This is a genomic window from Pseudonocardia kujensis, from assembly GCF_021283305.1.
GTDB classification, from domain to species: Bacteria; Actinomycetota; Actinomycetes; order Mycobacteriales; family Pseudonocardiaceae; genus Pseudonocardia; species Pseudonocardia kujensis.
On record NZ_JAJSOK010000004.1, the window covers coordinates 198,634 to 212,660 of the forward strand.

The 14,027-nt window shown below is 74.2% G+C and carries 9 protein-coding genes; 4 read left to right on the forward strand and 5 right to left on the reverse strand.

The window, feature by feature from the left end:
- Nucleotides 1-9 precede the first annotated feature (9 nt).
- Both LWC35_RS05125 and LWC35_RS05130 read left to right on the forward strand, forming a co-directional pair.
- Nucleotides 10-297, forward strand: coding sequence for a GlsB/YeaQ/YmgE family stress response membrane protein (locus tag LWC35_RS05125; protein ID WP_232868703.1), 288 nt, complete (start codon nt 10-12; stop codon nt 295-297).
- Between the two features lie 182 nt (nt 298-479).
- Nucleotides 480-1,535: a tyrosine-type recombinase/integrase gene (locus tag LWC35_RS05130; protein WP_232868704.1), complete on the forward strand. Its 1,056-nt coding sequence runs from the start codon at nt 480-482 to the stop codon at nt 1,533-1,535.
- A gap of 170 nt (nt 1,536-1,705) precedes the next feature.
- Here LWC35_RS05130 and LWC35_RS05135 read toward each other — a convergent pair whose 3' ends face one another.
- Nucleotides 1,706-4,015: a HelD family protein gene (locus LWC35_RS05135; RefSeq protein WP_504938556.1), complete on the reverse strand. Its 2,310-nt coding sequence runs from the start codon at nt 4,013-4,015 to the stop codon at nt 1,706-1,708.
- A gap of 262 nt (nt 4,016-4,277) precedes the next feature.
- Between LWC35_RS05135 and LWC35_RS05140 the strand changes: the two genes are divergently transcribed.
- Nucleotides 4,278-5,084 carry an RNA polymerase sigma factor SigF gene (locus tag LWC35_RS05140; protein ID WP_232868705.1) on the forward strand — a complete coding sequence of 269 codons (807 nt, stop codon included), beginning with the start codon at nt 4,278-4,280 and terminating at the stop codon, nt 5,082-5,084.
- 46 nt (nt 5,085-5,130) lie between these two features.
- Here LWC35_RS05140 and LWC35_RS05145 read toward each other — a convergent pair whose 3' ends face one another.
- From LWC35_RS05145 to LWC35_RS05160, 4 genes are all read right to left on the reverse strand, one after another.
- Entirely contained in the window at nt 5,131-6,264 is a 1,134-nt protein-coding gene (locus LWC35_RS05145) for a DNA topoisomerase IB (protein WP_232868706.1), read from the reverse strand.
- Between the two features lie 67 nt (nt 6,265-6,331).
- Entirely contained in the window at nt 6,332-8,692 is a 2,361-nt protein-coding gene (locus LWC35_RS05150; RefSeq protein WP_372462992.1) for a glycoside hydrolase family 65 protein, read from the reverse strand.
- Nucleotides 8,689-9,426, reverse strand: coding sequence for a beta-phosphoglucomutase family hydrolase (locus tag LWC35_RS05155; protein WP_232868708.1), 738 nt, complete (start codon nt 9,424-9,426; stop codon nt 8,689-8,691). Before LWC35_RS05155 ends, LWC35_RS05150 begins: the two co-directional genes overlap by 4 nt.
- Before the next feature lie 101 nt (nt 9,427-9,527).
- A complete protein-coding gene (locus tag LWC35_RS05160; protein ID WP_232868709.1) occupies nt 9,528-11,243 on the reverse strand; it encodes an ATP-dependent DNA ligase in 1,716 nt (571 codons plus the stop codon).
- 248 nt (nt 11,244-11,491) lie between these two features.
- Here LWC35_RS05160 and LWC35_RS05165 point away from each other — a divergent pair, with 248 nt between their 5' ends.
- Nucleotides 11,492-14,026, forward strand: coding sequence for a DEAD/DEAH box helicase (locus tag LWC35_RS05165; RefSeq protein ID WP_232868710.1), 2,535 nt, complete (start codon nt 11,492-11,494; stop codon nt 14,024-14,026).
- Nucleotide 14,027 lies beyond the last annotated feature (1 nt).

Consider the following 14,027-nt stretch of genomic DNA (forward strand, 5'->3'; position numbering starts at 1 on the left):
GAGAACGCCATGACCGTCACCGGCATCATCTCGGCCATCGTCGTCGGCCTCGTCATCGGAGCCCTGGGCCGCCTGGTGGTGCCCGGGCGCCAGCACATCCCGATCTGGCTGACCATCGTGATCGGCATCGTGGCCTCGTTCGTCGGCTCGTACCTGGCCGGCCTGTTCGGTTACCACAACGCCGGCGGCGGGTTCCCGTGGCTCCTGCTGGTCATCCAGGTGGTCGTCGCGGCCATCGGCGTCAGCCTCGCCTCGGGCGCCTACGGCCGGCGGAGGCGCGGGATGCTGCGCCGCTGAACCGGCGCTGATCCGGCGCCGAACCGGCTCCCGGACGACGGCCGGTCCCACCCCCGCGGGGCCGGCCGCCAAGCCGGGCGCGTCGCCGACGACGTCGACCGCCCGGCTCGTAGGCTCGGTCCCGTGCACGACCCGGTCACCACGCCCCCCGAGCATCCCGGACCCGACCACGCGACGTGCCGGTGACCGGCTCCGCGCTGACCCCCCGGTCCGCGTCCGCGCCGCGACGCCGGCCGCTGCCCGGTGACCCGGCCTCGGACGCCGGCCTGCGCGTCGAGGCCCTCGACGCGGCAGCCGACCGCTACCTCGACGCCGAGCGCGTCGCCAGCACCCGCGAGGCCTACGCCCGGGACTGGGCGGCCTGGGAGGACTACACCCGCTGGGCCGGCATCCCGCTGCTCTCCGGCGGCCGCGGTGCCCTCGTCGGCTTCGTGCTCTGGCTCGAGCAGGGCGCGCCCCGGGTCGGGCGGGTGCCCGGAGCGCCGGCGGCACCCGCCACCATCCGCCGCAAGCTCGCCGGTGCGCTGCACGGGCTCCGCAAGTTCGGCGCGGACGTCGACCCGCGGGGCCCGGCGGCCGCCCGCGAGGCCCTCACGATCTACCAGAGGCGGCTCGCCGCAGGCGGCGAGCGCCGCGGCCGCGGCCAGGCCCACGCCGTCGACCTGCCGGCGGTGCTGGCCATGTCGCAGGCCTGCCCCGACTCGCGCCGCGGGCTGCGCGACCGCGCCATGCTCACACTCGGCTTCTACGGCGCGACCCGGGCCAGCGACCAGGCCCACCTGCTCGTCTCCGACGTGGTCGTCGAGCAGAACGGCGTGGTCCTCGACGTCCGGGTCGGCAAGACGACCGGGCGCAGCGCGCTGCCGCGGCGCCGCCACCCGCTGCTGTGCCCGCGTTCGGCCTGGCTCGCGTGGCTGCGCGCGGGCGGACACACGGGCGGCCCGGCCTTCCGGCGCATCGACCGGCACGACACCGTCCGCGACGAGCCCCTCTCCCCCGACGCCGTCACCGCCGTGATCGCGCGGGCCGGGGAGCGGGCGGGGCTCCCCTACCCGGTCACCTGCCACTCGCTGCGGGCCGGCTTCGCCACCGAGTCCTACCGCGCCGGTGCGTCGCTGCTCGACATCGCCACCCAGGGCCGTTGGGCGCCGGGCTCGCAGGAGCTGTTCCGCTACATCCGCACGGTGGACCAGTGGCGGCACAACGCGGCCGACGGGCTCGACCTCGACCCCGGCTGAGCCGAGCAGGGACGGGACGTTTCGACGGAGCCCAGCAGCGGGCGCCGGCCGGCTCGGTCGCTCGTCGCGGCGGACTCCGGGCCGAACATCACCCTGCTGCACGCCGACGCCCGGGAGTCCTCGTTCGCGCTGCGCCGCCGAACCGAACAACCCGGCTGCCGACGCGGGCGTCAGGCGCGGCGCAGGCGCTTGAGCGGTTCCGGGAGGTCGGCGGCGTGCACCACCGTGAGGCGCTGCGTGGCGCGGGTCAGCGCCACGTAGAGGTCGTTCATCCCGCGCGGGCTCTCGGCCAGCACCTCGGCCGGCTCGACGAGGACCACGGCGTCGAACTCCAGGCCCTTCGACGCGCCGACCGGGAGGACGACGACCGGCGCCTCGAGGTCCTCGGGGTCCTCCGGCGCGGCGTCGCCGAGCACCGCCTCACGCATCTGCGCGAGCCGCGCGGCCGGCACCAGCACCGCGGTGCGACCCTCGCCCACCGCGCCCTGCTCCTCGGCGACGATCCCGGCGACCACCTCGTCGCTCCCCTCCAGCGAGCCCGCGGCCACCGGCACGGCCCGCGGCGGCACGCCGGTGCTGCGCACGGACGTCGGCGGGGTCAGGCCGGGGTCGATCGCGGCCAGGACGTCGTCGGCGACGTCGGCGATCTCGGCCGGCGTCCGGTAGTTCACCGTGAGCTGCTCGAGCTTCCACCGGTTCTGCACGAACGGCGAGAGCACCTGTCCCCAGGTGGAGGTCCCGGCGATGTCGCCGGTCTGCGCCACGTCGCCCACGATCGTCATCGAGCGGCTGGGCACCCGGCGCATCACCAGCCGCCACGCCATCGCCGAGAGCTCCTGCGCCTCGTCGACGATCACGTGCCCGTAGGTCCACTCGCGGTCCGCGGCGGCGCGGTCGGCGGTCGACTCGTAGGTCCGTACCTGCATGCGCTCGGCCAGCCGGTCGGCGTCGACGATGTCCGTGGCCCGCAACAGCTCCGGGTCCAGGTCCTCCTCGAGGTCCAGCACGTCGAGCACGCCCTGGGCGTACTCGACCTCCTCGCGCAGGGCGGCCTGCTCGGCGGCCCGGGCGGCGGACCCGTCGTCGCCCAGGAGCTCGGCGGCCTCGTCGAGCAGCGGGACATCCGCCGGGGTCCAGCGCAGCTCGGGCGGCACGTCCGCGCCGGGCGCGGGGCGCTCCAGCAGCGCCCGGTCCTCGGCCGGGATCCGCCGGGCGATCGAGTTGAGCTTGCGCCGGTCGGCGAACAGGTCGGTGAGCAGCTGCTCCGGGGTGAGCGTGGGCCACAGCGCGTCGAGCTCGCGGGCGACGGCGGCGTCCTCGGCGAGCTCGTCGCGGATGTCCTCGACGTCGAGCTTGCCGAGCAGGTTCCGGCCGCCGAGGGTCCGCGCCACCTGCTGCGCGAGCAGCCGCAGCGCCTCGTTGCGGAAAATCCGCTTGGCCTCGTTGTGCGGCTTGCGCGAGCGTCGGGCGCGCGAGCGGGCCGCGTTGACCAGGTCCCGGTCGATGCGCACCTCCTGCCGCTCGACCACGAGCTCGATCGGCTTGCGCGGCAGCTGCTGTCGGTCCCGGACGGCCGCGGCGACGACCGCGGCCATGTCGGCGCGGCCCTTCACCTCCGCGGTGCGCGTGTCCTCGTGCCGGCGGGCGTGCAGGCCCGGGAACAGCTCGGCGGGGGTGGCGAGCACGACCGAGGTCTCGCCCAGCGACGGCAGGACCTGGCCGATGTAGCGCAGGAAGGTCGGGTTCGGCCCGATCACCAGCACGCCGCGGCGGGCCAGCCGGTCCCGGTGCGTGTAGAGCAGGTAGGCCGCCCGGTGCAGCGCGACCGCGGTCTTCCCGGTACCCGGCCCGCCCTGCACCACCAGCACACCCGACGGCTTGGACCGGATGATTCGATCTTGTTCTGCCTGGATCGTGGCCACGATGTCGCTCATGCGGCCCGTACGGGGCTCGACCAAGGCACCCATCAGGGCGGCCTCGCTGGTCAGGCCCGATCCGCTGCCGCCGGCGGCGGCGTCGGCGAGGTCGAGCACCTCGTCGTCGACGGCGACGACCGAGCGGCCGCGGGTACGCAGGTGCCGGCGGCGCCGCATGCCCTCGGGGTTGGCCGCGGTGGCGGTGTAGAAGGGCTGCGCCGCGGGGGCGCGCCAGTCCATGAGCAGCGGCTCGTAGTCGTGCTCCTCGTCGAGGAGGCCGAGCCGGCCGATGTAGCGCACCTCGCCGGTCTCCGCGTCGAGCCGGCCGAACGCCAGGCCGTGCTCGGCGGCCCGCAGCGCGGCGAGCCGGTCGGTGTACATCGCGGCGGCCGCGTCGCGCTCGGTCAGGGCCTGCGGTGTGCCCACGGTCTCGCCGTGCAGCACGTCGGCCAGCCGGCGCGCGGTGTCCCGGCGGCGCTCGTCGAGCCGCTCGTAGAGCATCGCGACATAGGCGCGCTCGTGCTCGAGCGGCGTTTCGCCCGTGGCGGGTTCGGAGGTCGGCACCTGCTCAGATGTCCTTCGCGGGAGTGACGGATCGGCCGGTCCTCCCGGTCGTCCCTCGATCTGTCGGCATGGGACGCGCGTGCGGCGCGGCCGACGTCCTCGTCGTCCCTCGTCGCCCGGCAGCGCGGCAGTCCAACCTACCAGCGATCTCGCGCGGCCTCCGCCCGCATTTCCCCGGCCGGGTGGCCGCGTTTGAAGGATCGGGGCCGTCGGGTAGATCCCTGCGTGGCGTCGCACATCGCAGACCGTTCCCCGGGGCGTCGTGGCTGACCGGGACCCGCGTTCCGCGCAGGCCCCCGCCCCGAACGGGCAGGGGTCGGACTCGGAGTACGCGCACCTCGCCCCGCTGTTCGAGAAGTTCGTGGCGCTCCCCGCCGACCATCCCGACCGCGACGCGCTGCGCGCCGAGCTGGTCACCGGCCACCTCCCCGTCGTCCAGCACATCGCCCGCCGTTTCGCCAACCGCGGCGAGCCCGTCGACGACCTGGAGCAGGCCGGCACCGTCGGGCTCATCAACGCCGTGGACCGGTTCGAGCCGGACCGCGGGGTCGACTTCCTCTCCTACGCGATCCCGACCATCACCGGCGAGGTCCGCCGGCACTTCCGCGACCGCACCTGGGCGATGCGGGTGCCCCGCCGGCTCAAGGAGATGCAGAGCTCCATCAACGGCGCGATCGGGCCGCTGTCCCAGGAGCTGGGCCGTGCGCCGAAGCCGTCGGAGATCGCCGAGCGGCTCGGGCTCTCGGCCGAGGAGGTCCTGGAGGGGCTCGACGCCCAGCAGGCCTACCGCGGCCCGTCGCTCGACGAGCTGGTGGCCGGCGCCGACTCCCCGCTCGCCGACACCCTCGGCGAGGCCGACGCCGAGCTGGACAAGGTCGAGTACCGGCAGACCCTGGCGCCCCTGCTCGACGAGCTGCCGCAGCGCGAGCGCACGATCCTGGTGCTGCGCTTCTTCGGCAACAAGACCCAGACGCAGATCGCCGACCAGATCGGGATCTCCCAGATGCACGTCTCCCGGTTGCTGGCCCGCACGCTCGCCCAGCTGCGGCAGCGCCTGGGCGAGGAATGACCGTGGAACGACCGTGGAACGACCGAGGCGTGCGCCGGGGTGCGGCTCAGCCCGTGACGAGCCGCACCACGGCCCGCTCCACCGCGGCCCGGCTGTGGTCGTCGGTGAGGTCGGGGACCTCCAGCCGCTGCAGGGCGACCAGCACGGTGCGCCCTTCCTCGAACCGCTCGACCACGCGCGGGTCCACGTAGGAGTTCTTGGCGACGGTCGGGGTGTTGCCGAGGTGGTCGGACACCGTGGTGATCGCGCGGCGCACCATCCGGGCCCGCGCCCGCTCGGCCGACGGCACCCGGCCCTCCTCGGCCACCGCCCCGGCCAGGGTCACCGCGGCGAGCACGGTGGCGTTCCAGGTGCGCAGGTCCTTGCAGGTGAACTGCTCCCCCGCCAGCTCCTTCACGGCGGTGTTGAGGTCCTCCGAGCGCACGTCGTGCCAACTCGACCGGCCGGTGCGGTAGGCCAGCAGGTCCTCGCCGCCGCCCTTGCGCCGCAGCAGCCCGTTGACCAGCCGGTGCAGCAGCGGGTCGCGCAGGTCCAGCTTGCGCGGCACCCCGCCCTTCGCCGGGTAGTCGAAGTGGATCAGGCCCCGGCGCAGCGACACGTGGTCGCGGCGCAGGGTGGCGAGCCCGAACGTGCCGGAGTCGTCGTGGTCGTCGCCGTCGTGCCCACAACCGGCGGAGCCGGTTCCGTCGGCACAGTTGTCGGAGCCGTCGTCGCCGCAGCTCGGGGCATACTGTTCGCCCCCGGCACGGAACACACCGATGTCGAGCATCCGCACGGCCCCGGCCAGCACCCGCTCGCGGTGCAGCCCGCTGTCCTCCAGCCGCGTGGTGATCTCGCCGCGGATGTCGGCCAGCCGGCGGCCGAGGGAGAGCACGCGGTCGTGCTTCTCCTCGTCGCGGGCGCGACGCCAGTCGTCGTGGTAGCGGTACTGGCGGCGGCCTGCGTCGTCCGTCCCGACGGCCTGGATGTGACCGCGGGGGTCGGGCGCGATCCAGACGTCGCGCCACGCCGGCGGGATGACCAGGCTCTTGATCCGCGCGATCTCCGCGCGGTCGTCGATCCGGTCGCCGTCCGGCCCGAGGAAGACCCAGCCCCGGCCGGAGCGGCGCCGCCCGTACCCCGGCGCGGCGGGGTCGGAGCGGACGAGCCCGGCAGGGGGATCGACTGCTGCTGCGGTCACGGCCGGGAGGTACCCCGGCCGCCCTTCCGCAATCCCCCGGACGATCGGTTCCGGCGTACCGGCCGGGTCAGCCGCCGTGGTGCCGCTGGCGCGGGGCGCGGCCGTACGGCTGCTCCACCGGGTCCACCGTCGGCGGCGACGGCAGCGGACGCACCTGCGGGTCCTCGGCGAGCGCGACCGGCTCGCCGTGGTGGCGCAGCCGCATGGGCGGGCCGCTGACGAGGCGGTACTCGACGTCGTCCTGCGTGATCGTGACCCGGATGTGCCGCCCCTGCCAGCGCAGCCCGAACGAGATCCGGCTCAGCGCGGCCGGCAGCACCGGGGCGAAGGCCAGCCCGGTCGCGTCGCACGTCATGCCGCCGAGCCCGGTGGTGATCGCCACCCAGGTCCCGGCCATCGACGCGATGTGCATGCCGTGGTCGGTGTTGCCGGCCAGGTTGTTGAGGTCGATCAGCGCGGCCTCGGCCAGGTAGTCGTAGGCCAGGTCCAGGTGCCCCGTGCGCGCGGCGACCATGGACTGCGTGCAGGCCGACAGCGACGAGTCCCGCACCGTGATCGCCTCGTAGTAGGCGAAGTTGCGGCGCATCTGCTCCGGCGGGAACGCGTCGGGCCGCAGCTGCATCGCCAGCACGAGGTCGGCCTGCTTGATCACCTGCTTGCGGTACAGGTCGAAGTACGGGTAGTGCAGCAGCAGCGGGTAGGTGTCGGCCGGGGTGTTCTCGAAGTCCCAGATCTTGTGCTTCGTGAAGCCCTCGGACTGCGGGTGCACGCGCAGCTCGTCGTCGAACGGGATGCGCATCGACGACGCCGCGTCGCGCCAGCTGGCCATCTCCTCGGAGTTCACGCCCAGCTTGGCCGCGCTGCGCGGGTGCTTCGCGGCGACCTCGGCGGCGTAGCGCAGGTTCAGCTGCGCCATGAGGTTCGTGTAGACGTTGTTGTCCACGATGGCCGAGTACTCGTCCGGTCCGGTCACGCCGTCGATCCGGAACTCGCCCGCCGAGTCGTGGTGCCCCAGCGAGCGCCACAGCCGCGCCGTCGCGACCAGGATCTCCAGGCCGACCTCCAGCTCGAACTGGGTGTCACCGGTCGCGGCGACGTGCCGGCGGACGGCGTCGGCGATGTCGGCGTTGATGTGGAAGGCCGCGGTACCGGCGGGCCAGTAGCCCGAGCACTCCTCGCCGCGGATGGTGCGCCACGGGAATGCGGCGCCGTCGAGGCCGAGCTGCTGGGCGCGCTCGAAGGCCTTGGGCAGGATCGACTGCCGCCAGCGCAGGGCGTCCGCCGCGGCGTCGGGCGCCAGGAAGGACAGCACCTGCAGGCAGAAGGTCTCGGTGTCCCAGAAGGTGTGGCCGTCGTAGCCGTCCGCGGTGAGGCCCTTGGCGGAGATGCACCGGCGCTCGGCGCGGGCACCTGCCTGCAGCACGTGGAACGTGGCCAGCCGGACCGCCTGCTGGAGCTCCGCGTCGCCGTCGATCTCGACGTCGGCGGTCTCCCAGAAGTCCTCGAGGTACTCGGCCTGCTCCCGGAGCAGCCCCTCCCAGCCGGTGTAGCGGGCCGCGGCCAGGGCGGCGCGGACCTGGTCGTAGACCGCGGGCAGGCTGCGCTGCGACGACCAGCCGTAGGACAGGTACTTGACGATCTTCAGCGTCTCGCCGGGCTTGACCCGGCCGATGATCGTGGTGCTGCCGGCGTCCTCGGTCGCGTCCGAGGTGATCTTGATGCCCTCGGGCCCGTGCACCTCGTGGTCCATCGCGGCGGCGACGCGCAGGCCGGACCTGCGGGTGCTGTGCACGAGCGTGGCGCCGGCCTCGTCGGCGCGGTGCATCTCGGACTCGAGCGCGTTGGTGAGCGCGGCCTCCAGGCGCGGGTCGTCCGCGCCCCGGGTGGGCAGCTGCTCGTTGGCCACCAGCTCGGACTGCACGACGAGCAGCGCCGGCTCGTCGAGCACCTCGACCTCGTAGCAGATGGCGGCGATCGCGCGCTGGGTCAGCGACACCAGCCGCGTGCTGTGCACCCGCACCACGCGCCCGGCCGGGGACTCCCACTCGACCTCGCGGGTCAGCGTGCCCGCGCGCAGGTCGAGCACCCGCTCGTGCCGGCGGAGCTTGCCGTAGCGCAGGTCGAACGGCTCGTCGTCGACCAGCAGCCGGATCAGCTTGCCGTTGGTGACGTTGATGATGGTCTGCCCGGACTCCGGGTAGCCGTAGCCGCCCTCGGCGTAGGGCAGCGGCCGGACCTCGTAGAACGAGTTCAGGTAGGTCCCGGGCAGGTGGTGCGGATCGCCCTCGTCGAGGTTGCCGCGCAGCCCGATGTGGCCGTTGGACAGGGCGAAGACGGACTCCGTCTGGCCCATCGCGGCGATGTCGAGAGAGGGCTCGCGCACGACCCAGGGCTCGACCGCGAACGTGCGGCCCGCGTCCGGCTTCACCACTGCTCCTCCAACAGCTCGGAGAGGTCGGACACCACGAGGTCGGCGCCGTGCTCGCGCAGCTTGTCCGCGTGCCCGAGCCGGTCGACGCCGACGACCCGGCCGAACCCGCCGGCCCGGCCCGCCTCGACGCCGGCCAGCGCGTCCTCGTAGACCACGGCGGCCGCGACCGGGACGTCCAGGTCCTGCGCCGCGGCGAGGAAGGTGTCGGGCTTCGGCTTGCCCGGCAGGTGACGCTCGCGCGCGACCACGCCGTCGACCCGGTGGTCGATGAGTTCGGACAGACCCGCCACGTCGAGCACCTGCTCGGCGTTGGCCGACGACGACACCACCGCCACCTTCAGGCCCGCCTTGCGCACGGCCTCCAGGTACGGCCGCGAGGCCGGGTAGACGTCGACGCCCTTCTCCTGCAGCACCACCTGCACCAGGTCGTTCTTGCGGGTGGACAGGCCCCAGAGCGTCTCGGCCTCGGGCGGGTCGTCCGGGGTGCCCTCGGGCAGCGTGATCCCGCGGGAGGCGAGGAAGCTGCGGGTGCCCTCCAGCCGCGGCTTCCCGTCGACGTACGGACCGTAGTCGGCCGCGACGTCGAAGGGCCGGTAGCCCGGGCCCTCCCGCTTCTGCAGGAACTCGTCGAACATCGTCTTCCACGACGCCGCGTGCACGCTGGCGGTGTCGGTGAGCACACCGTCGAGGTCGAACAGGCAGGCGCGGGCGCCCTCGGGAAGGCCGAGCATGCGCGCACCGTAGCGTCCCGCTGATCGTCGCCGCAGACCGACGCCGTCACGTCACACCGGCACCTCGCAGGTTGTCACCTGCCGTTCACACAGGAGGGTGTTCAGCCCGGGCAGGCGGCGGGGGCAGGCACCCGCAGTCGCGTCTCGCCGTGCCCGCGGTCGGTGACGACGACCTCGGCTCCGCCCGCTCCGTCCGGTGCGGCGTGGACGGTGACGGCTCCGCCCTCCGGGCGCGGCTCGATGTGCTGCTGCACCGTCTCGCGGACGAGCACCAGCACCTGCAGCGGCGCGACGGCGACGTCGTCCGGCCGGAGCCCGTCCTCGACCGTCACGGTCGCCTCCAGGCGGCGGCCGAAGCGGGCCTGCTCGATCGCGAGATAGGCGCGGACCGCGGCCAGCTCGTCGGCGAGCGGGATCTCCGGGGTGCCGACGCGGTCGGCGGTGCGGCTGAGGTCGGCGAACCCGAGCAGGAGCTCGCGGGCCTGCCCGGGGTCGGTGCGCATCAGGGCCGCGATCGTGTTGAAGGCGTTGTAGACGAAGTGCTGCTCGAGGCTGCGGTTGATCGAGCTGGCGGGCGCCGCCGGCGCGAGGCCGGTGGTCTCGCGCGGCACCGCGGGGAGGGCGGGCGGTTCGGGCCCGGCCGAGGCCGGCGAGGCGGCCGGTGCCGCCGGAGCGGGCGCGGCGTGCGGGCGCCGGCCGTGCTCCTGTGGCGGACGGACCTGCCCGGTGCGCCGGCCCGGGCCCCAGACCCCCGCCCCGTCGTCGGCCTGCGTGGTGCGGTCGTGGTCCCAGGGGGTGCCCGCCCACTCCTGCTGCCCGACCTCGCCGGGCCGCAGGATCCCCCGCCACACCGGCAGCCGCAGGTGGGCGCCGCGGGTCCAGCCCTGGTACTCGGCCTGCCCGACGAGCCGGGGCACGAGCCAGCGAGCGTCCGCGGCCACCGCCTCGGGCACGGCGCCCGGCCCGGCGGCCGCGAACGGGGAGATCTGTGCGTTCAGGGTGCGGAGCAGCTCGCCGAGGTCGCGGCGCGCGGGCCCGGAGCCGATCCCCACCCGTCCGACGTACCGCAGGGGGCCGAGGGGCTCGCCCGGCGCGGGCGGGGTCTCGGGGATCCCGAGCAGCAGCGCACCGACGCGACCGGGGCGGTTCCGCTCGGCCGGCATCCACCCCCCGACGACGACCGGGCGCGCGCGCCGCAGCGGCACCCGCAGCCAGTCCCGGGTGCGCCGGCCGGCCTTGTAGGCGGCGTCGACCCGCTTGAGGTGCAGCCCGTCGAGTCCGAAGCGCTCGGCGGCCTCCATCACGAACCGGGCCTCCGCCGCCGGGTGCGAGGGCGGCACCAGCACGTGCGGCCCGGCGATGTCCAGGCCCTCCAGCAGCCGGCGCCGCTCGGCGTAGGGCCGGCGCAGCAAGGCGCGGCCGTCGAGCCAGAGCAGATCGGTCGCCACGAACCCGACGGGCACGCGGGCGCGCAGGGACTCCGAGGGCGCCACGGTCGAGGTGCGGCGCATCAGCGGACGCCGGCTGGGCCGGCCGGCGTCGTCGAGGGCCACGACCACACCGTCGAGCACCATGCCGGAGCCGCGCACCCGCTCGCCCAGCACGGAGAGCTCCGGAAAGCTGCGGGTGACGCTGCGCGCGGTCGAGGACAGCAGCCGGACGCGCCCGGGCCGGACGTACGCGACGCAGCGGAAGCCCGCCCAGGCGAACTCGACCGCCCAGTCGCCACCCCGCTCGCCGTCGGCCAGGTCCCCCTGGGAGGGGAGCATCGGCGGGACGACGTCGGGCATGCCGCTGCCCGCTCCCCGCCCTGTCACGATCTCTACGGTAAACGGCCGAAAGGGCCGGATGTCACCTGATCGGCCGTACGGCGGTGGCAGCGCGCCCAGGGCGCCCCCCCGTGCGGCGGATGGTGGTCGGCGCACCGCACCTCCCTGCGGCCGGGCTCGCGGTCGGCTCGCCTCCGGCATCGGGATCGCGCTCGGCGCCGTGTTCCTGCTCCTCGGCCTGGCCCGGCAGGTCGGCCCGGCCCCGCCGGCGGGAGTCGTGGACAATCGGTGTCATCATGACCGCCACCTCCGCCGCGCTGCTCACCGACCGCCTGCCCACCGGCGACGACCCGGACGCCCTGGTCGAGGTGTTCGCGGACTGGGCCTTCGAGGAGCGGGGACTCTCGCTCTACCCCGCCCAGGAGGAGGCGCTGCTGGAGATCGCGACCGGCGGCAACGTCATCCTCTCCACCCCCACCGGGTCCGGGAAGTCCCTGGTCGCGATCGCGGCGCACGCCGCCGCGCTCTCCCGGGGTGCCCGCACCTTCTACACCGCGCCGATCAAGGCGCTGGTCAGCGAGAAGTTCTTCGACCTGATCGACGTGTTCGGCGCGGACAAGGTCGGCATGCTCACCGGCGACGCCGCGGTGAACGAGGGCGCCGAGATCATCTGCTGCACCGCCGAGATCCTGGCCAACATCGCGCTGCGCCAGGGGGCGAAGGCCGACGTCGGCTCGGTGGTGATGGACGAGTTCCACTTCTACGCCGATCCGGACCGCGGCTGGGCCTGGCAGGTGCCGCTGGTCGAGCTGCCCCAGGCGCAGTTCCTGCTGATGAGCGCCACGCTCGGCGACACCTCGTTCTTCCGGGACGACCTCACCCGCCGCACCGGACGGGCCACCCGCGAGATCACCTCGGTCGAGCGGCCCGTGCCGCTGCACTACCGGTACGTCCTCACCCCGCTGCACGAGACGATCACCGAGCTGCTCGAGACGCACGAGGCGCCGGTCTACGTCGTGCACTTCACCCAGCAGTCGGCCGTCGAGCGGGCGCAGGCACTGATGAGCGTCAACGTCACCTCGAAGGAGGAGAAGGCGGCCATCGCCGAGCTGATCGGCGACTTCCGGTTCACCGCCGGCTTCGGCAAGACCCTGTCCCGGCTGGTGCGGCACGGGATCGGCGTGCACCACGCCGGCATGCTCCCCCGCTACCGGCGGCTCGTGGAGACCCTCGCCCAGGCCGGCCTGCTCAAGGTCATCTGCGGCACGGACACCCTCGGCGTCGGCATCAACGTCCCGATCCGGACCGTCCTGTTCACCGGCCTGTCGAAGTACGACGGCCGGCGCACCCGCCCGCTCAAGGCGCGCGAGTTCCACCAGATCGCGGGGCGGGCCGGCCGGGCCGGCTACGACACCGTCGGCACGGTCGTCGCCGAGGCGCCCGAGCACGAGATCGAGAACCACAAGGCCCTGCAGAAGGCCGGCGACGACCCCAGGAAGCGCCGCCGCGTGGTGCGCAAGCAGCCGCCGGAGGGCTTCGTCGGCTGGTCGCAGACCTCCTACGAGAAGCTGCAGACCGCCCAGCCCGAGGCGTTGACCAGCCACTTCCACGTTTCGCATGCCATGCTGCTGAACGTGATCTCCCGCCCGGGGGACGCCTTCGCCGCGATGCGGCACCTGCTCGAGGACAACCACGAGCCGCGCCCCCGGCAGCGCAAGCACATCCTGCGCGCCATCGCGATCTACCGGGCCCTGCTCGCCGCGGGCGTGGTGGAGAAGCTCGACGAGCCCGACGCCGAGGGCCGCACGGTCCGGCTCGTCGGCGACCTCCAGCTCGACTTCGCGCTCAACCAGCCGCTGTCGCCGTTCGCCCTCGCCGCCTTCGACCTGCTCGACCGCGAGGCGCCGTCGTACGCCCACGACGTCGTCTCGGTGGTGGAGGCGACGCTCGACGACCCGCGCCCCGTGCTCTACGCCCAGGAGAACAAGGCCAAGGGCGAGGCGGTCGCGGCGATGAAGGCCGAGGGCATCGAGTACGAGGAGCGGATGACGCTGCTCGAGGACGTCTCGTACCCGAAGCCGCTCGAGGAGCTGCTGGTCGGCGCGCTGGAGACCTACCGGCGCGGCGCGCCGTGGGTGGAGGACGCCCGGCTCTCGCCCAAGTCCGTGGTGCGGGACATGTCCGAGCGCGCTATGACCTTCCACGAGTACGTGGCCTTCTACCAGCTCGCCCGCTCCGAGGGGCTGGTGCTGCGGTACCTCGCGGACTGCTACCGGGCGCTGCGGCAGACCGTGCCCGAGCACGCGCGGACCGACGAGCTGACCGACCTCATCGAGTGGCTCGGCGAGCTGGTCCGCCAGGTCGACTCCAGCCTGCTCGACGAGTGGGAGAAGCTCGCCGCCGGCGGCGGGGTCGAGGACGAGTCCGCTCCCCCGTCGCTCGACCAGGGCCCGGCCGGGGTCACCCGTAACGCCCGGGCCTTCCGGGTGCTGGTGCGCAACGCGCTGTTCCGCCGGGTCGAGCTCGCCTCGCTCAACCGGTGGGACCTGCTCGGCGAGCTGGACAAGGAGTCCGGCTGGACCGGGGACCGCTGGCGGGAGGCGTTCCGGCCCTTCTTCGACCTGCACGGCTTCGGCGGCATCGGCATCGGCCCGAACGCCCGCGGCCCCAAGATGATCGACATCGTCGAGGAGCCGGAGCGCTGGCTCGTCCGCCAGGTGATCGACGATCCCGAGGGCGACCACGACTGGGCCATCACCGCCGAGGTCGACCTGGCCGCGTCGGACGAGGCGGGCGAGGCCGTCGTCTGGATCACCGGCTTCGGCGACTAGG

Bases quoted from the DNA above. Each gene is read 5' to 3' on its own strand.
- LWC35_RS05125 (WP_232868703.1), top strand. From the start codon at position 10: ATGACCGTCACCGGCATCATCTCGGCCATCGTCGTCGGCCTCGTCATC.
- LWC35_RS05155 (WP_232868708.1), bottom strand. From the start codon at position 9,426: ATGCTCGGCCTTCCCGAGGGCGCCCGCGCCTGCCTGTTCGACCTCGAC.
- LWC35_RS05165 (WP_232868710.1), top strand. From the start codon at position 11,492: ATGACCGCCACCTCCGCCGCGCTGCTCACCGACCGCCTGCCCACCGGC.